This is a genomic window from Gemmata algarum (assembly GCF_034097035.1).
Lineage (GTDB): Bacteria > Planctomycetota > Planctomycetia > Gemmatales > Gemmataceae > Gemmata > Gemmata algarum.
The window spans coordinates 11,603-30,139 of sequence record NZ_JAXBLV010000205.1; the positions used below are offsets into that span (position 1 = coordinate 11,603).

General features: G+C 67.2%; 15 protein-coding genes. 14 read left to right on the forward strand and 1 reads right to left on the reverse strand.

Annotated elements, in window-relative coordinates; translation table 11 throughout:
- The first annotated feature begins 363 nt into the window (after positions 1 to 363).
- The 11 genes from nusA (at position 364) to R5W23_RS23205 (ending at position 15,045) form a co-directional block, all read left to right on the forward strand.
- Complete coding sequence (gene nusA / locus R5W23_RS23155; RefSeq protein ID WP_320688353.1) at positions 364 to 1,857, forward strand: transcription termination factor NusA; 1,494 nt, start codon at positions 364 to 366, stop codon at positions 1,855 to 1,857.
- 234 nt (positions 1,858 to 2,091) lie between these two features.
- On the forward strand, positions 2,092 to 5,667 hold the full coding sequence (infB, locus tag R5W23_RS23160) for a translation initiation factor IF-2 (protein WP_320688354.1): 3,576 nt from the start codon (positions 2,092 to 2,094) through the stop codon (positions 5,665 to 5,667).
- 108 nt (positions 5,668 to 5,775) lie between these two features.
- Entirely contained in the window at positions 5,776 to 6,069 is a 294-nt protein-coding gene (locus R5W23_RS23165) for a DUF503 domain-containing protein (protein ID WP_320688356.1), read from the forward strand.
- A gap of 108 nt (positions 6,070 to 6,177) precedes the next feature.
- Positions 6,178 to 6,669 (forward strand): 30S ribosome-binding factor RbfA, encoded by a 492-nt coding sequence (gene rbfA, locus R5W23_RS23170; protein WP_320688358.1) that lies wholly within the window; start codon positions 6,178 to 6,180, stop codon positions 6,667 to 6,669.
- 72 nt (positions 6,670 to 6,741) lie between these two features.
- On the forward strand, positions 6,742 to 7,548 hold the full coding sequence (locus R5W23_RS23175) for an endonuclease III domain-containing protein (protein WP_320688359.1): 807 nt from the start codon (positions 6,742 to 6,744) through the stop codon (positions 7,546 to 7,548).
- Between the two features lie 212 nt (positions 7,549 to 7,760).
- Complete coding sequence (locus R5W23_RS23180) at positions 7,761 to 9,014, forward strand: aminotransferase class I/II-fold pyridoxal phosphate-dependent enzyme (protein ID WP_320688360.1); 1,254 nt, start codon at positions 7,761 to 7,763, stop codon at positions 9,012 to 9,014.
- 63 nt (positions 9,015 to 9,077) lie between these two features.
- Positions 9,078 to 9,404, forward strand: coding sequence for a DMT family transporter (locus R5W23_RS23185; protein ID WP_261189921.1), 327 nt, complete (start codon positions 9,078 to 9,080; stop codon positions 9,402 to 9,404).
- Positions 9,405 to 9,529: 125 nt separating this feature from the next.
- Positions 9,530 to 10,084: a peptide deformylase gene (gene def, locus R5W23_RS23190; RefSeq protein ID WP_261189920.1), complete on the forward strand. Its 555-nt coding sequence runs from the start codon at positions 9,530 to 9,532 to the stop codon at positions 10,082 to 10,084.
- Between the two features lie 98 nt (positions 10,085 to 10,182).
- On the forward strand, positions 10,183 to 11,178 hold the full coding sequence (gene fmt, locus R5W23_RS23195) for a methionyl-tRNA formyltransferase (RefSeq protein ID WP_320688361.1): 996 nt from the start codon (positions 10,183 to 10,185) through the stop codon (positions 11,176 to 11,178).
- On the forward strand, positions 11,175 to 12,575 hold the full coding sequence (locus R5W23_RS23200; protein WP_320688362.1) for a transcription antitermination factor NusB: 1,401 nt from the start codon (positions 11,175 to 11,177) through the stop codon (positions 12,573 to 12,575). The genes fmt and R5W23_RS23200 overlap by 4 nt, the downstream gene beginning before the upstream one ends.
- 85 nt (positions 12,576 to 12,660) lie before the next feature.
- Complete coding sequence (locus tag R5W23_RS23205; protein WP_261189917.1) at positions 12,661 to 15,045, forward strand: tetratricopeptide repeat protein; 2,385 nt, start codon at positions 12,661 to 12,663, stop codon at positions 15,043 to 15,045.
- An 86-nt stretch (positions 15,046 to 15,131) separates the two neighbouring features.
- Here the strand turns inward: R5W23_RS23205 and R5W23_RS23210 are convergent, their stop codons facing one another.
- Positions 15,132 to 16,376, reverse strand: a complete 1,245-nt coding sequence (locus R5W23_RS23210) for a serine/threonine-protein kinase (RefSeq protein WP_320688363.1) — start codon at positions 16,374 to 16,376, stop codon at positions 15,132 to 15,134.
- 427 nt (positions 16,377 to 16,803) lie between these two features.
- Between R5W23_RS23210 and R5W23_RS23215 the strand changes: the two genes are divergently transcribed.
- The 3 genes from R5W23_RS23215 to R5W23_RS23225 are packed head-to-tail and all read left to right on the forward strand — an operon-like array spanning position 16,804 to position 18,111.
- Positions 16,804 to 17,187 (forward strand): transposase, encoded by a 384-nt coding sequence (locus R5W23_RS23215; protein ID WP_320688364.1) that lies wholly within the window; start codon positions 16,804 to 16,806, stop codon positions 17,185 to 17,187.
- Between the two features lies 1 nt (position 17,188).
- The gene (locus R5W23_RS23220; protein ID WP_320688365.1) at positions 17,189 to 17,428 is read left to right on the forward strand and encodes a transposase; all 240 of its coding nucleotides are present in this window, start codon (positions 17,189 to 17,191) and stop codon (positions 17,426 to 17,428) included.
- A gap of 32 nt (positions 17,429 to 17,460) precedes the next feature.
- On the forward strand, positions 17,461 to 18,111 hold the full coding sequence (locus R5W23_RS23225; RefSeq protein ID WP_320688367.1) for a hypothetical protein: 651 nt from the start codon (positions 17,461 to 17,463) through the stop codon (positions 18,109 to 18,111).
- Positions 18,112 to 18,537 lie beyond the last annotated feature (426 nt).

The following is an 18,537-nucleotide window of genomic DNA, read 5'->3' on the forward strand; positions in this document are numbered from 1 at the left end:
TAGTACGGTCGCGCACCAGCAGCGCCAGCCTGCCCTGATCCAGATGTTATGAGAATTGACGATCGCACATCCGCTCCGGCGATTCGCCCAACCCGTCTTTTCGCGCTTTTGAACCGGAATCGCGGGCGGAAAAGCCCGAATTCCTCAAGCCCTCTTGTTTCTGTACCGGACGTGCGCAAAAATAACTCCGACAACCACACCTAACGATGCACCGGCTTCGGGCCGCCCGCGTCGGGGTGTCGGGTCGCTTGTCCCCTACCGCCCACCGGCGGACCGGGCGGGTCGCCCGGCAACCGCGGCGTGGGCGCTTCCAGGGCCGGTGCCGGCGTTTACCGGCGCGGTGTGAGCCGAGGGTCAAGCGACATGGCGATCAAGAAAGAGAAAGACACCGGGACGCTCATCCTCGAACTGGTGGACAAGCTCCACGAGGAACGCAAGATCGCCAAGGATGTGATCTTCAAGGGCATCTCGTCGGCCATCCAGGTGGCCGCGGAGCGCCACTTCCAGGTGGAAGAGGGGGTGTTCGTCAGCATCGACGAGGCCACCGGCCACATCGTCGCCAAGTACGGCGACCAGGAGCTGGACCCGATCACCCTCGGGCGCATCGCGGCGCAGTCGGCCAAGCAGATGATCATCCAGAAGATCCGCGAGGCCGAGTCGGACACCGTTTTCAGCGAGTTCACCGGCAAGAAGTACGAGCTCCTGGTCGGCACCGTCACCCGCGTGGACGCGGGCACCGCCATTGTGTCGCTCGGCAAGTCGGAGGCCCTGCTGCCGCGGAGCGAGCAGATCCCCGGCGAGACGCACCACGTCGGCGAGCGGGTCAAGGCGATCATCATGGAGGTCCGCAAGCAGGGCAACCGCGTCAAGATCGTGCTGTCCCGCGCGCACCCCGAGTTCGTGAAGGCGCTGTTCGAGGAGGAGATCCCGGAGATCGACGAGCGGATCATCGACATCCGCGCCGTCGCCCGGGAGGCCGGGTACCGGTCGAAGGTCGCGGTCACCAGCATCGACATGAAGGTGGACGCGGTCGGCGCGTGCGTGGGCGTCCGCGGGAGCCGCATCAAGAACGTGATCGAGGAGCTGAACGGCGAGCGCATCGACATCGTCCGCTGGAACGACGCGCTCCAGGTGCTCATCCCCAACGCGCTCCAGCCGGCCCAGATCTCCGACGTGTTCACCTACCCCAAGCTGGGGCGGGCCATCGTGCTGGTGACCGACGACCAACTCTCGCTGGCGATCGGCCGCCGGGGCCAGAACGTGCGGCTGGCGTCCAAGCTCGTGGGCTGGGACATCGAGATCATGACCCACGACGAGCTGGCCGAGGCGCTGGAGCGCGCCGAGCGCTGGTTCGGCCAACTGCCGCACGCCTCGCCGGAACTGACCAACGCTCTGATTGAAGAGGGGTTCCTGTCGTACAACGACATCACCATGACCGACGACGAGGGACTGGCCGAGTTCACCGGCCTGTCCAAGGAGGCGTCGGACGAGGTGGTGATGTACGCGGAAGAGTACGCGGACGTCATGGAGCGGAGCGTCGAGGAGGAGCGCCGGCAGGCGGAACTGGCCGCGAAGGAGGCCCGGTTGCAGGAGCAGGCCGACGCGGACGCCCAGGCGCGAGCCGAGGAAGAGGCTCAGGCCGCGGCCGAGGTCGGGCTGACCGAAGGCGCGCTCAACCCCGACGCGCTCGGCGGGGCGGGAGAGGCCGACGGAGCGGTCGAAGTGGCCGCGGGTGCGGAATCTGGCGAAATTGATGCCGCGGCCGAACCCGATGTGGTGGCCGAGGCCTCTACCTCTGGTGAGGTGACCGATCGTTCGGCGGACGCGCCTTCCGACGCGGACAAACCAGCCGAATGACGCCAGTAACGAACGGGAGCGAAGTATGAGTCGTTGATGCGACGGTCGGATTTGGCTCGGTGCCCCGACCCGCTCATTCTCGTGCCTCCGGCTATCCCGCCGAGAGTCCCCCTTTTCTATGGGGCCGGCGGGATTAGAATATAACTCATTCGGGGCGCGATCGGTCGATCCGGTATGCCCGCTCGCGCGGGCCGGTTCGGGGGTTGCTCGGGGCACCCCCAAGAGGAGTTCCGCTTGTCGAATCCGACGTCGAAAGACACGAAAGACAAAAAAGTCCGGGTGTTTAACCTGGCGAAAGAGTTGAACGTCGAGAGCAAAGTGCTCCTCGACTACTGCAAGGAACTCGGGTTCGCCGACATCAAGAACCAGCTCAACGGCCTGGAGCCGGAGCAGGCGGACGCGCTGAAAGAGCGCGTCAAGAAGGGGCCGAAAACCGGCCCCGCGCCCGCGCCGGCCCCGAACGCGCCGCCGAAGAACGTCATTCCTCCACTGGCCAAGCCCATTCCTGCGATTCCGAAACCGCTTCCGAAGCCGGCGGTCAAACCGGCCGAACCGCCCGCACCGGCTGTGCAAGCCCCGGCCGCGGCTCCCGCCCCTGTTGCGCCCGCGCCGGCCGCAGCGCCTGCCCCGGTCCCGGCGGTCGTCGCCGAAGCGCCCAAGCCGGCGCCCGCTCCCGCTGCGGCGGAAGTGAAGCCGGCCCCGGCGGTCGTCGCCGAAGCGCCCAAGCCGGCGCCGGCCCCCGCTGCGCCACAACCGGTCGCGCCGCCCGCGCCCCCGAAGAACGTGATCCCGTCGCTGGGCGGGAGCGGCATGCGGAACCTGAACCAGGGCCGCCCCGCGAACCTCAGCGCCCCGCGACCGGCACCGACACCGGCGGCGCCCCCGGCTCCCGCTGCCCCGGCGACTACCACTCCGACTACCGTTGCGGCGGCTCCCGCTGCCCCGGTCGCTACCACACCGGCTACCCCGGTGACTCCCGCCGCGGCACCCGCACCGGTTGCAGAACCTGCACCCGTCGCGGCCGAAGCAAAGCCGACAGTCGCGGCAGAAACGAAACCGGCCCCCACGGCCGAAGCGAAGCCGGCGCCTGCGGCGCCGACTCGGACCGCTCCTGCGGCTCCGCCCGCGCCCGCCGCTCCGAAGCCCAACGCACCGGCCGCTGCGGCCCAACAGCCGCCGGCCCGTCCGACGCCCCCGCCCGCGCCCCCGGGGCCGCCGAAGAACATCATCCCGACGAACCTCGGCCAGCCGCAGCGGCCCAGCGTGCTGAGCCGCGCCCCGGCGCCGCCGCCGCCGAAGCACATCGCCCCGTCGCGCACGTCGGTGGGGCAGGCGCCGCCGCCGAGCGGCCAGCGGCCGCCGTCCGGCGCCACCGGCTCACCCGGGCCGCGTCCCCCTGGTCCTGGTGGGGCTGGCGGTCCGGGCGGTCCCGGGGCGCCGCGCACGGGAGCGGGACAAGGCGGGCCAGGGGCTCAGAACCGCTCCGGTCCCGGCGGCCCGGCCAAGCCGGGCGGCCCCGGCCAATCGGTGAAGCTCACCCCGGAGATGATCGAGCGGCTCCGCGCGGCCAGCGCCCGCGGGCAGCGGCTGTCGATCAACGAGGTCGCCAAGACCCCGTCCGCGCCGGCGCCTGGGGCGCCGGGCCGGCCCGGCGATCCGCCCCGTCCGGGCGGTCCCGCCCGCACCGGCGGCGCACCGGCCCCGGGCGCGCCGCGCCCGGTCGGCGGTGACGAAGAAGAAGACGAAAAGAAGAAGACCGGCGTCATCGGCCGCGACTCCCGGCACAAGGGCCGCACCGGCGGCGGCGACCGGGGGCGCTCGTCCGGCGGCCCCCGCGTGGACCGCGGGTCGGTCGTGCTCGGACCGGGCGGCGTCGAGATCGTGGAGCAGCAGTGGGGCTCCCGCCGCGGGCCGCGGGCCGCGCTCATGCGCAAGGCCATGCGCGGCAAGGTCGCGCCGGTCAAGAAAGAGGGCAAGATCGAGATCACCCTGCCCATCACCGTGCGTAGCCTCTCCGAGGCGACGGGGGTGAAGGCGGGCGAACTCATCAAGCGCCTCATGAAGGAGACCAACCAGCTCTACGGCAACAACTCGCCGGTGGAGTTCGACACGGCCGCCATGATCGCCGTCGACAACAACATCGAGCTGGTGATCAAGCGGCAGAAGACGGCCGAAGAGGAGCTGATCGAAGAGTTCGAGCAGATGATGGAGAACGTGGACCCCGAGAAGCTGCGCCCGCGGCCGCCGGTGGTCACCATCATGGGCCACGTCGACCACGGCAAGACGTCGCTGCTCGACAAGATCCGGAAGTCGAACGTCGCGGCCGGCGAGGTGGGCGGGATCACGCAGGTGATCCGCGCGTGGTCGGTCACCCACAAGGTGCTCAACCCCGACGACCCGAATGAGGAGCTGCTCGAGAAGCAGATCACGTTCCTCGACACGCCCGGCCACGAGGCGTTCACCAAGATGCGCGCCCGCGGCGCCAACGTCACCGACATCGCGGTCATCGTGGTGGCCGCCACCGACGGCGTGATGCCGCAGACCGAAGAGGCGGTCAACCACGCCAAGGCCGCGGACGTGCGCATCATCGTCGCGATCAACAAGGTTGACGCGCCGAACGCGAACGTCGAGCGCACCAAGCGGCAGCTCTACAACCTGAACCTGCTGCCGGACAACATGGGCGGTGACATCCAGTTCGTCGAGACCAGCGCCCTCACCGGCCAGGGCATCGACGACCTGCTCACCGCGATCTCGCTCGAGGCGGAGTTCAACCTCGCGGACGAGCTCAAGGCCGACCCGGACCGCCCGGCGTTCGGCACCTGCCTCGAAGGGTACATGACCGCCGGCGAGGGCGTGAACGCGACCGTGCTGGTGCAGCAGGGCACCCTCCGCCCGGGCGACATCGTGCTGTGCGGTGCGAACTACGGCCGCGTCCGCACGATGTACAACGACCACGGGGTCGCGATCGAGGAGGCCGGCCCCAGCACCCCCGTTCGCATCACCGGCCTGGGCGGCGTGCCCAACGCCGACGACCCGTTCTACGCGGTGGACGAGCTCACGACCGCGGCGAAGATCGCCGAGGCCCGTGAGAAGAAGGACCGCGAGGCGTCGCTCAACCGGTTCCAGGCGGTCAAGGACCTGGACTCGCTGACCGCGGCCAAGAGCAAGCTGAAGGTCACGGAGCTGAAGATCATCCTCAAGGCCGAGGCCCGCGGCTCGGTGGAGGCGATCAAGAAGGAGCTGGAGAAGCTCACCCACGAAGAGGTGACCACCCGGGTGCTGCACGCCGGCATCGGGGCCATCACCGAGTCGGACGTCCAGCTCGCCCGTATCAGCCCCGACGACACGCTCGTCATCGGGTTCAACGTGACCGCCGACGACGCCGCCCTGCGGCTCGCCGACGAGCAGGGGGTCAGCCTCCGCGAGTACCAGATCATCTACAACCTCGTGGACGACGTGAAGGCGGCGATGGAAGGCCGTCTCAAGCCGATCGAGGAAGTGGTTCACCTGGGCCGTGCGGTGGTCCGCCAGACCTTCAAGGTGGGCAAGGTGGGCACCATCGCCGGGTGCTACGTCACCAGCGGTGTGCTCGAACGGTCCGCGCGGGTGCGGATCATCCGCAGCGGCGTCGTGGTGTTCCCGCCCGCCGACAAGGTGGTCGGCCTCGACAGCCTCAAGCGGTTCAAGGACGACGCCAAGGAGGTCCGCGAGGGCTTCGAGTGCGGTCTGAAGGTCTCCAACTTCGACGACATCCGTGTCGACGACGTGATCGAGGCGTTCAAGATCGAGGTCCGTGCCCGTACCCTGTAACCGATTCGGATCGCGGAATCCGGAACGCGGAATTAAAGACTAAGAGGCACAACAGCTTTATTGTCTTCGATTCCGTGTTCCGAATTCCGCACTCCGGATTACCATAAGATGGTCATCGGCTCGTTATCGGTCCGGCTGCTCGTGCGCGACAGCCGGACGCTGAAGGATAAGCGACAGGTCGTGCGCAGCGTCCTCGACCGGATGCGGGCGGCGTTCAACGTCTCCGCTGCGGAGGTGGACACGCACGACGACGTAAAATTAGTTACGCTCGCGTTCGCCGCGGTGGGGTTCGAGACCGCCGCGGTTCAAAGCGCGTTGCAAAAGGTCGCCGACGCTTTGCGAGTCCACCCGGTCGCAGAGTACCTCGGTAGCGAGGTCACGGTCGGGTCGGAAGTAGTTTAGCCTGTGTTTGGTGGTTCGTTTTTTGGTGTTTTATCAGGCCGGGGCATGAATCCCGGCGCCCGAACCCGTTCTCCAAACACGAAACACCAGACGCCAGACACAACAAAAATGAAATCGCACCGGTTAGCACGCGTGTCGGAGGTGGTCCGCGAAACCGCGGCCAACGCCATCCTGTTCGAGATCAAGGACCCGCGGGTCAAGAACGTGACGGTCACGCGCGCGGAGGTGTCGGCCGACCTCCAGCACGCGAAGGTGTTCGTCTCGGTGATGGGGAGCGAGAAGCAGCAGTCGCTGACCATGCACGGGCTGAAGAGCGCCGCGGCCTACGTGCAGACGAAGATCGCCGACCGGCTCACGTCGCGGTACGTCCCACACGTCACGTTCATCCTGGACGAGGGGGTGAAGAAGAGCATCGAGATCGCCCGGATCATCCGCGAGGAGAACGAGCGGCTCGAAGCCGACCGCGGCGCGGCTAACCCGGCCCCCGAAGGTGAGCCGGGGACCGACACGCCCGAGAGCGATCCCGAACCGACGGACGAAGCCGAACACGGACAAACGACCGAAGCCGCCGAAGGAACGACGGACCGCCCGAAACCGTAGCCGCGGTGCGGGCCGCGCCCGCTTCGTAGCCACCCCCACGGGCGAACGCCAACGGAACCGGAGTCCCACCGCATGCCGGCCATCACGAACAAGCAGCAACTCCTGACGCAGGCGCAGGCCGCCCTCAAGAAGAGGTACCCGCTCCCCGCCCCCGAGCCGGGCGAGCCGCGCCAGTTGCTCGAAGAGCTCATTTTCGCCATCTGCCGAGAGGGCAGCACCACCGAGGACGCGGAGGAGGCCTACGCGCGCATCCGGAAGGTCTTCGTGGACTGGAACGAGATCCGCGTCAGCACCGTTCAGGAGGTCGCCGACGCGCTGCGGCCGCTGCCCAACCCGGGGCCGCGCGCGGGGTGGATCATCGGCGTGCTGCACGCCGTGTTCGAGATGAACTACTCCTACGACCTCGGCGACATGGAGAAGAAGGGGCTCAAGAACGCGGCCAAGCAGATCTCCCGCTACTTCAACGCCAAGGACCTCGAAACGAAGGGGCTCAAACAGGCCGCGAAGCAGATCGAGCGGTTCAAGCGGGTGAACGACTTCGCGGTGGCGTGGGTGGTCCAGCGGTCCCTCGGCGGGCACGCGATTCCCCTGGACGGACCGACCTTCCGCGTGCTGCGGCGGCTCAACGTGGTCGAGGAGGCCGAGGCCGAGGACATGGAGTCGCTCCGCGGCGGCATCGAGCACGTGATCCCGAAGGCCCGCGGCGAGGAGTTCACGGAGCTGATGAGCCTCCACGCGAAGGAGACCTGCATCGAGAAGACCCCGCTGTGCGGCCAGTGTGTGCTCAAGGGCGACTGCCCCACCGGGATCGAACTCCTGTCGAAGAAGGCCGACAAAGACAAAGAGAAGGCCGAGCCGAAACCGAAGAAGTCTCGTTGAGCGCGTTTTCTGGCAAACCGGGGGCTCATGTCCCCGGTCGCGGACACGTCACGTTTTGCCGCTCCTTTTCTCCACTTCTCCCAATCTAACAAGCGCAAGCCCGAGTTCCAGCACCGTCCGCCCAATGGGGCCGGGCCGCACAAATTGCTCAACCCGCACGGCCCGCGTGGCCGATCAAGCCTGTTGCCAGCCGCCTAATCCGTCGAGGCTCTATGACGTCCGCGCCGCTCGATCGGCTCGTGGGATCGCTCGCGGGGACCGGAATGACCCGGTTCTTCCGCCGCATGTTCGACGACTACCCCGACCTCCTGATGAAGGATCTGACGGTCGAGGCCGTGAACCCCGACCGCACGATCAAGCTCGGCGGGCGGTGGGTCACCAACTTCGGCTCCGACAGCTTCCTGGGCCTGGACCAAGACCTGCGCGTGTGTGCGGCCCTCGAACGGGGGTTGCGGACCTGGGGCACACACAACGGCACTTCGCGCGCGTTTTCCAGTGCTGAACCGAACGTCCGTGCCGAGCGCAAACTCGCCGAGTGGCTCGGGACCGAGGCGGCGCTCATCTACCCGTCCGTCACGCTCGCGAACGTGGGGGCTCTGCCGGCGCTCGTCACCCGGCAGGACGTGTTGGTCGCGGACCAGTTCGCGCACAACTCCATTGACGAGGGGTTGAAGCTCGCGAAGGCTCGAGGGGTGCGCACGGCAAAGTTCGAGCACAACTCGCCCGCGGCACTCGAAGAAACGCTCCGGGGCTTGCAGCCGTTCCGGCACGCGGTGGTGGCGGTGGACGGCGTGTACAGCATGAGCGGCGAACTCCCGCCGCTTCAGGAGTTCGACCGCATCTGCCGGGCGCACAACGCGTGCCTGTATGTGGACGACGCGCACGCGAGCGGGGTGCTCGGCGAGCACGGCCGCGGTACGGTGCTGGCCTCGCTCGGGCACTACGACAACGTGCTGACGGTGGGCTCGCTATCGAAGGGGTTCTCGTGTCTGGGCGGGTTCGTCGCCGGTTCCCATGCGGCTGTTGACGTGCTCAAGCTGCGATCGAACTCGCTCATTTTCGGCGGCCCTGTGCCGCCGCCGTATCTCGAAGCGGTTTGCGCCGTCGTTGACATTCTGATGTCGCCCGAGTACCCGGCGCTGCGGGCCAGACTCGACGCGAACGTGCGGAAGCTCGCGCAGGGCGCCGCGCGAAGAGGGTTCACTGTACTGGGTGGGTTGGTGCCGATCGTGTCCGTGCTGATCGGCGGCGAGGAAGCGACCCTTAAGGCCGGGCGGTTCCTGTACGAACACGGCTATTACGCACAGTCCGTCGTGTTCCCGGCGGTACCGCACGGGCACGGGGTCCTGCGGATGCAGGTCAACGCGAACCACGCGCCGGCACAGATCGATGGGTTGCTCGACGCACTCGCCGCCTTGGCGGTTGCGACCGCCGTTCCCGAACCGGCCGCCGTGGCCGCGGCATGATTTCCGAGCCTCCAGGGCGAACCGGCGCCGAAACGAGGCGCCGACGACACACGCGGCCAAACCATGCACTGGCTCTATCTGATCCTCGCGGGCTGCTGCGAGTGCGGGTTCACCACCTGCTTAAAGCTCTCTGAAGGGCTAACCAAGCTCGGCTGGGCGCTCGCATTCGTGCTGCTGTCGATCGTCAGCTTCGGGTTGCTCACGCTGGCGGCTCAGAAGATCTCGCTCGGCACGGCCTACGCCGTGTGGACCGGCATCGGTGCGGCGGGTACCGCGCTCATCGGGATCGTGTGGTTCAAAGACCCTGCCACGTTCTGGCGGCTGTTCTTTCTGGCCGGGCTGATCGGCTGTATTATTGGGTTGAAAATCGTATCGCCGGAAAAAGAGTGAGGCGGGTCGCCTGTTTTCGCTCCAGGGGGCTTCCTGCGGTCATTTTCCGGCGCCCCGCCCCCCGAACAGCTTCTGCTATAATCAGATTTAACATCCCGAGAATCGAAGCTCCACGAGCAGGTGAAATGAAGATCGTGAGGTACCCGCACCCGGCGCTGCGGGTGAAAGCCAAACCGGTAACCGCCATCGACGCGGACATCCAGAAGGCCGCGGCGCAGATGGTCGAGCTGATGTACCGGAGCGAGGGCCTTGGACTGGCCGCGCCACAGGTCACGCTTGATTACCAAATGATCGTGCTGAACCCGCTGGGCGAGGCCGATCAGCCGGAGCAGGAGATCGTCGCGATCAACCCGGTGATCGTGGAGTCGAAGGGCGCCACCGTCAACGACCGCGAGGGGTGCTTGAGCTTCCCCGGGCTGTACCAGAACGTGCGCCGGTACAAGACCGTGACGGTCAAGTTCTACAACCTGAAGGGCGAGTTGGTTCAGGCAACGGCGCACGACCTTGCGGCCCGTGTGTGGCAGCACGAGATCGATCACCTTCAGGGCACGCTGTTCATTGACAAGATGGGGTCGCTCGGTCTGTCGCGCAGCCAGAGGGATCTAGAAAAGTTCATCGCCGACTTCGAGAAAGACAAGAAGAAGGGCGATCTGCCCGCGGACATGGCCCAGGCGCTGTGAAGTTCGGCCTGTAATCGGTTGTCAGCTATCAGTCAGCGCTGACAGCACCGGGCACTCGCTCCGCTGACTGGCCCCGCCCGCCGAGAACCGACAACTTCATGCGCATCGTGATGATGGGGACGGGTACGTTCGCCGAGCCGACGTTCGAGGCGCTGATCGCGGCGTTCGGTGCGGACGTGGTGGGGCTGGTGACGCAACCGGAGCGCGACACCGGCAACAAGCGCGGCAGCACGCGCCAGACCGGCAAGGGTATGGCGAACATCGCCCGCGCGGCGAGCATTCCGGTTGCCCAACCCGAGAGCATCAACACACCGGAAGGGCTGGCACAACTTCAGGCGATGGCGCCCGACCTGCTCGTGGTTGCGGCTTACGGGCAGATCCTGTCGAAGGACGTCATCAACGCACCGACGCGCGGCATCATCAACGTTCACGCCTCGCTGCTGCCGAAGTACCGCGGGGCCGCGCCCGTCGCCTACGCGATCCTCGCGGGCGAAGCCCGAACCGGCGTGACCATCATCAAGGTGACGCCCGGGCTCGACTCCGGCGACATGGTCCTTCAGGAATCGCTCGACATTCTCCCCACTGATACCACCGGCACGCTGGAAGCTCGCCTCGCAACCCTCGGCGCAGGGATGGCGGTCGAGGCCACGCAGAAGTACGCCGCGGGCGGCCCGGTCGAGGGGGCGAAGCAAGACCCAGCGCTGGTAACGAAGGCGCCGAAGATCAAGAAGGAGTTCGGGCTCATCGACTGGACGAAGCCGGCGGGCTACGTCGAACGGTTCGTGCGCGCGATGCAGCCGTGGCCGACCGCGTACACGTTCCTGCACCGCCCCGGTAAGGAGCCGATGCGGGTGATCGTGAGCAAAGTGGGCGCCTCTCTTGTCGGCGGCGCGTGGAGCCCCGGGCCCCCGAAGGGAACACCGCAGGTGCTGAACGGACAGAATGAATTGTACGTCGAATGCGGCGGGCACCACACCGTTCTTCAGCTTCTGGAGCTCCAACCCGCGGGGAAGAAGAAAATGACCGCGGAGGAGTTCCTTCGTGGTTATCCGATCGTCGAAGGTATGCGGTTCGGACCGGAAGTGCTGTCATGAGTATCACCGCACGACAGGTCGCGGCCGATGTGCTGAACCGGTCCCGGTCGCGCGACGGGTTCGCCGCCGAACTCGTGGACGACGCCGTTAACGCCGCGAACCTCTCTCCGCAGGATCGTCGGTTCGTTACGCAACTGGTGTTCGGGGTGATCCGCCGGGGCGGCACCCTGGACGCGCTGCTCAAACCGTTCATCCACCTGCCGACGCACGCGGTTCAGGACCGCGTTTGGGATTTGCTGCGTCTCGGGGCGTTCCAGCTTACGTTTCTCACACACGTTCCGAAGCACGCGGCCGTTCACGAGACGGTCGAACTCGCGGAGCACGTCGGCGCGCCGAAAGCAAAAGGGTTCGTCAACGGTGTGTTGCGCCGGATCGCGGAGCTGACCACCGACGAGTTCACGGACGCGCCTGGGGCCGCTGCGGTGCCGTTCGCGCTGGTCGAAAGCGCCCCGACGCACTTGGAAAGGGCCGGGGGGAGAGGTTCTTACCGCCGACTCACCAAACCCGTTCTCCCCGACCCCGTAACCGATCCGGCACCATACTTCGCCGCGGCGTTCTCGTTCCCACAGTGGCTCGCGAACCGCTGGTTGAAGCGGTACGGTGCCGACGAGTGCGTCCGCTTGGGGTTTTGGTTCAATGCTGCACCGCCACTGTGGGTGCGAGTGAACAAGCTGCGCGCGAGCCGCGAGAGCTACCGCATCCAGCTCGCGGCGCAAACGATCGAGGCGGAAGCCGGCGAGCACCCGCAGTCGCTGCGGTTCCCGCAGCACCACAGCATCCGCGACCTGCCCGGGTACGCCGAAGGCGACTTCGCGGTGCAGGACCATTCGTCGATGTTGGTAGCGTCCGCGCTGGGTGTCCAGCCCGGGATGCGGGTTCTGGACGCCTGCGCCGCGCCGGGCGGGAAGACCACGCACCTGATGGAACTGATGGACGGCCGCGGGCACGTGACCGCGTGCGACATCGACCCGAAGCGGCTCGAAACGGTCGCCGCCCTCGCACAGCGGATGCGGCTCACGGGCATCGAAACCGTTCTGCTGAAGGATAACGAGGAGTTCCCCGCGGGACCGTTCGACGCCGCCTTGGTGGATGTGCCGTGCAGCAACACGGGCGTGATCGGGCGCCGCCCGGAGGTACGGTGGCGTCTCAAACCCAACGAATTCGAGTACCTCATCCGCCTTCAGACGCGACTGCTGATCCTCGCGGCCGATCGCGTCAAGCCCGGCGGCGCGGTGGTGTACTCCACGTGCAGCATCGAGCCCGATGAGAACGAGGGGGTCGTGAAAGCGGTGCTACGCGGGATGCGCGGGCTGACGCTCGAAGCGGAGCACCACTCGGTCCCGGGGCGGCCGTCCGACGGCGGGTACTGGGCACGACTTCGGAAGGCGAAAGCGTAGCCGCCGCGGTTGGCCTTGACGCGGTCCGGCCGGGGCGGGTCTACTCTCGGTTCGGGTTCTCGCGATTACCAACCGGAACACGCCTATGGCCACGGACACGGCCCCGCCTTCGCCCGCCCCCGGCGGCGCCCTTGGCCCCGCGCCGCGGGGAGGGGGTGCTCAAACGCCGGCCGCCGACCCCACGACGCACCTGTGGCAGTTGCCGGTGCTGCTGATCGGCGTTGGCGTGTTCGTGTCCGCGTGGCAGGGGTGGCTCCCGGCCGGGCAGAGTGACCCCGCGTCCGCGTTCCGGCGTTCCGTCGACGCGCTCCGGGGCAGCTACGAGAAGCACGCCCCCGATCCTGAGGAGCTGAAAGCCAACCTCACCAGGGTGGCGACCGAAATCGACACCTTCCCCGAACACGCTCCGCTCGCCCGGTTCCACCTGGGCAGTGGGTACGTTCGGCTCGCCGAGATCACCCCCGCGCTGGACGAGTCGCGGGGGTACTGGACGCTCGCCCGCCAGCACTTCGAGCGGGTGGATGAGAACCAGATTCGTGACCCGAACGACGCCCCGCGGCTGTCGTTCCGCAAGGCAAAAGTGCGGGCCGCGGTCGGGCTGCCGGCGGACGCACCGGCGGCCGACCTCGCGCTCCTCACCACCGTACTGAACGCTCCCCCGCCGGGCGAAGAGGGGGGCGACACCAAGCGCCTCATTGCGGACCTGGCCCTGCGCCAAAACCCGCCCGACCTAGCGGGCGCGAAAGTCGCGTTGAACGACTACGTGCGGTCTGCGGGTCCGGTCACGCCCGCCGCGTCACTCGCCCGCGCCCGGCTCAAACTGGCGGCCATCTTCCTCCTCACAAAGGAATACGAGCACGCCCGCAAGTGGCTCGGGCAGATCGGCGCGGACGCACCCGTCGATGTATTTGCGCCCGCGAAAGCGGAGATGGCCCGCGTGCTGATGGCCGAGGGCGATTACGTCGGGGCGACGAAAGAACTGGACGCGCTCCGCGCCGCGCCCGGGCTGCCGCCCGCGTACCGCGTGGGGTCGGCCTACGACCTTGGCGTGTGCAAGATGCGGTTGCGCGAGCCCGACGCCGCCGCGAAGTTGTTCGAAGAAGCCGTGAAGGGCACTGGTGAGGAGGCCGTCGCCGCGGCGGTTCAGTTGGCCGAACTGCACCTCCGGTCCCAGGATCAGAACCGGCATAAGGCCGCAGTGCCGCTGCTCACAGACGCCGTCAAGGGTTCCAAGAGCGCCGCGGACTTCAGGAACGAGTTCGTGGCGGTTGCTGAGGTGCAGGCCGCGTTCGAGCTTGCGGTCACCACGCTGCTCACGGACGGCGCGTTCGAGCCCGCGCTGACGGTCGCGGACGCGTACGCCGCGGTGGCGGCGGCGGGCCGCGAGCGTGAGAAGCGGGCCGACGTGCTGGCCGCGTGGGGCACGGCGATTATGAAGTCCCAGACCCCGACCGAAGCGGGGCCGAAATTGAAAGCCGCGGCCGATGAGTACGCGGCACTGGTCGCGTTTCAGCCCGGTACCGACGGAAAACTGGAATTGCTGCGCCGGGCCTCGGAACTGTACCGCCGCGCCAACGACCCGGGGGCAGCAGTGCAGCGGTTGCAGGAGGCGGTGAAGCTCCCGAACATCCCCGCGCAACTCATCGGCCCGGTGTGGCTGGAACTGGCCGACGCGATGCTCGCCGCGAAGCAGACCGACGGGGTGTTGCGCGTGTTCAACGAGGTGATGGCCACCGAGGGGTACGCGTCCACCGCCACGCGGTACCGCCTGGCGCGCCAGTTCGTGGACTCGGGGCACAAGGGGCTGGTGCCCATGGGGCGTGCGCTGTTCGAGCAGATCGCGAAGCAGCAGAACGTGTCCCCGGCCGAGCGCGAGTACCACGAGCGGGCGCTCACCGAACTGGCCAACGACCTGATACAGCAAAAAAACTTCAACGACGCCGAGGCGCGCGTGCGGACGCAACTGAGCGTCTACCCGAACGGCCCCGAGGCGCCGCTGGCACGGCTGCTCCTGGGCGTGTGCTTGTTGCAGAAGGCCGAGGCGCCGGGCACGGAGCCCGCGGACGCGGCGAAGTGGCGTGAGGAGGCGGTGGCCGCGTTCAAACAGATCGTGGCCGATTGCAACCGGGCCGAGCAGCGGAACACAAAGCTGAAGGATGGCGAGCAGTGGCTGCGGCTCCAGGCATCGCTCCGAATCCTGAAGGCGTATCAGCAGATGGGCAAGCCGAACGATCTCTTGGGGGAGGCCGGCCGGCTGCTGGATCAGCACAAGGGCACGGTCGACGAGCTTATCATCTTGAGCCTGATGTACCACGCCTTCAAGCAAAACAACGACCCGGTGAGCATGGCGGCAACCCGGGATCGGATGAGGGAAGCGTTCGACAAGCTGCCGCCGTCGGCCTTCCAGCCAGCGGGCGAGTACAGTCGTGAGTACTGGCTGACGAAGTGGTTCGCCCCGGAACCGAACTAGTTTTCGTGTCCGGGCGCGCGAAACGGCAAACGGTCAGAGCCACCCCAGCTCTGACCGTTTGCCGTTTCGCGCGCCCGGACACGAAACTACTTGGCCAAGTAGATCACGACCGCGACCGCGAGCCACACCAGCCCGAAAAGCACCCCCGCGATCATCCCCGTGACCGCCAGCCGTGCGGTGCGTTGCGCCCGCGCCAGCGCTTCGGCCGCTGCAGCCGCTTCGCGGATCGGCCCCACATCAAGCCCGCCGGTGCTTTCCTGCACCGCCGCCGCCGCTAGCGGGGGCAGCTTTCCGGACGACTGCCCGTGCCGGTCCGGGACGTTCACGAACGGCAGCAGCGCCTGCACCGCCTCGCTGGCGGTCGTGTAACGGTCCCTGGGCTCCTTGGCGAGCATGACTTCGACGATGTCGGACAGCGCTTCGGGGATCTCGTCGCGCAGCTCGCACGGCGGGATTACCGGCGTGAGCTGGTGCGCGATCATCTTGGCCGCGGTCGTTCCGGCGAACGGCGGTCGGCCGGTCAGCAAGTGATAGAGGGTAGCGCCGAGGTTGTAGATGTCGGCCCGATGATCCGCGCTCTCGCAATTGCGGAGCTGCTCGGGGGCCGCGTAGTCCGTGGTCGCCAGCAACCCGCTGTTGCGGGCCAGCTTCGTTCCCGATTCCTCAAAGAACTCTGCGAGGCCGAGGTCCAGCACCTTCACGATGCCGTCGCCTCCGACGAGCAGGTTCGCGGGCTTGATGTCGCGGTGGGCGACGCCCTTGTCGTGCGCGTGCTGGAGCCCGGCCGCGGCCTGCACGGCGTAACTGACCGCCTCGCCGACGGGCAACCGCCCCCGCGCCGTAAGGGTGCGGTCGAGGGTCTCGCCGTCGATGTACTCGAGTACGAGGAAATGGGTGCCCTTGTCGCAGGCGACGTCGTAGGCGTGAACGATGTTCGGGTGGTCGAGGGTGGCGGCGGCGCGGGCCTCGCGGTAGAACCGCGCCACGTTGACGGGGTCGAGGGCCTGACGCCCCGGCAGCACCTTGAGCGCGACCTTACGGCGGAGGGCGGCGTGCTCGGCGAGGAACACGGTTCCCATGCCGCCGGCGCCGATCTGGTTCAGGATGCGGTACGGCCCCAGCCTGAAGCCCTTGTGCTTGCCCTGGAGGATGAGCTTTGCCTGGAACGGGGTCAGGATGCCCGCTTGTACCAACCGCGTCGCGGTGTCGGAGGCGGTGGGGGGCAGCGGCCCGGACCGGCTGACGAACCCGCTGAGTGCGTCGTCGTCCGTGATCTCGGCGCGCCGCACGAGTTCGAGGACGGCGTCACCGGTGCGAGGTGGTTCGGGCATTCGGTGTGACCCTGAAGGCAGTGGGCGCGCCGCGAATCGCGAGCCCGGCGGAGACATGGCGATCCCGGGCGCGGGCCGACCAAACCCGCGGAGATTTTAATTGGCTACCGGACGGATGGAAAGTGAAACCCGCAATAAAAGCCAGCATGCCAAAACGAGGGATCGAAGTCAAACGTTTGCCGAAGGAATCCCGCCGCCTGCCAACTCGACGCCCCTGTGGCGCCGCGGTAAAGTGAATGCCGTCGCGCCCCCGAATTCTTTCAGCACCCGCACGAATATGGCTCGGCAGAAAGCACCTCTCCGAAGCCACCGACCAACGGTGCCCCGTCGTCTGGAGCCGATCCCGAGCGCCTGCCGGCACGCATCCTGTCGCTAACTGTGGAGAACGTGCGCTGTTTCAGCCCGAAGCACACCTTTGACCTGTCAGATGGGAGCGGCAAGTTTGGAATTCTTGCGGCACGTGGTACGTCACGCGGGATCGCGGTTGTGTGTGATTTGGGACGGCTCGCCGATTCATCGGCGTGCGCTCGTGATGGACTTCTTGCACAGCCCCGAGGGTCGAGGGATCGAGGTCGAACGGTTGCCGGGGCCAGCTCCGGATCTCAACCCGTGGGACACGGGTGGGTGGGACCACCTCAAGCATGCGGATTTCCGCGGACCCCTCATCACCCCAGACCTGGCCCCACGGCTTCACAGCTACTTCGGTGCAGCCCGGATCGCCGAAGCGCCGCTCATCGCGGTCGGCGGGGGCGTCGATCACATCCACCTGCTCGTGTCGCTTGGTCGGTGCGGGGGGCGGGTGCGTTGCTGATTTGGTCCGCGACCTGAAGGCGGCCCCGTCCGCGTGGGTTCATGAGACGTTCCCCGCGGTGCGGTTCGCGTGGCAGGCCGGGTACGGGGCGTTCGCGGTCAGCAAGTCGAACGTCGAGGCGGTGCGGGCCTACATCGGACGCCAGGAGGAGCACCACCGCAAGCAGAACTACCAGGACGAGTACCGCGAGTTCCTGACCCGGCACGAACAGGAATGGGACGAACGATATGTGTGGGATTGAGGCGAGCAAGATGAGTCATCCGGGGTGACGCGATGACGGAAGCCGAGTGGCTGGCGTGTGAAGACCGTCGCTTCATGCTGCACGGGGCGATGTCCGAAGTCGTGACCGGACGGAAAATCCGATTGTTCGGATGTGCGGCCTGTCGCCGGCTTTGGGACGAGATCGAAGACCGGCGGTGCCGCGAAGCGATCGAGGCGTCTGAACGGTACGCCGATGATTCGCTGCCGGAACGCGAACTCGATCGGCTCTCGGCCGCGGCCGAAGAAGCGTTCGAAGACGCGGTTGCGGAACGCGACGACCGGCTGATCCATCTGGCTGGAGCGTCATCGGATGTCTCAAACCCCTTGATGACGCTGACCCAAATCGTCGGGGCGGTCGAAGCGCTTTCTCAGGCCTCTTGGAGCGGTCCGCTCGAGGAGCGGCGCGCCCAGGTCGGTTTGCTGCGCGACATCTTCGGTGACCTGTTCAACCCGGCTGCGCTCTCCCCGGAATGGATCACCGACACCGCGGTGGCCCTATCGCGCGAGATGTACCACTCGCGCGACTTCAGCGCGATGCCGATTCTTGCCGACGCCCTTCAAGACGCCGGGTGCGACAGCAAGATCGTTCTTGCGCACTGCCGCGGGCCGGGGCCGCACGTCCGCGGGTGCTGGGTGGTAGACTTGGTACTGGGCAAAAGTTAACTCGAGTCGATACCCCCAGTCACGTGACGCGCCGCCCGCGGTGCCATCTGCCGAATGGGGCAGCGCGTCGCGGCAACGGCGGTATCAGCATCCGGTGCATGAAGCGGCTTGATGTGAGGCCGCGACCGGTCGCAACCGCACCCTTGGACAGCCCGAATGCCCGATGATTTCGGCGGAGTTTGTGCGATGAGCGGCTGAATCCACCGGGGACGTAGCGGAGTATACGGCGTGTCACCATCCGCAAGCAACGGGGGCACTGATGGGGGGCTGACGGGACATTCGCTGCCGGTGGGCGGGCCGCGGACTGGCAATTCGCTGGGTGCCCGCTACCACGAATTCCACGCTTCAACACTCGGAACGTGGCCCCAGTATTAATCAGGAAATGAGATGCAACACGTTGCCGTGTTTAGCTTTGCATTCGCATTT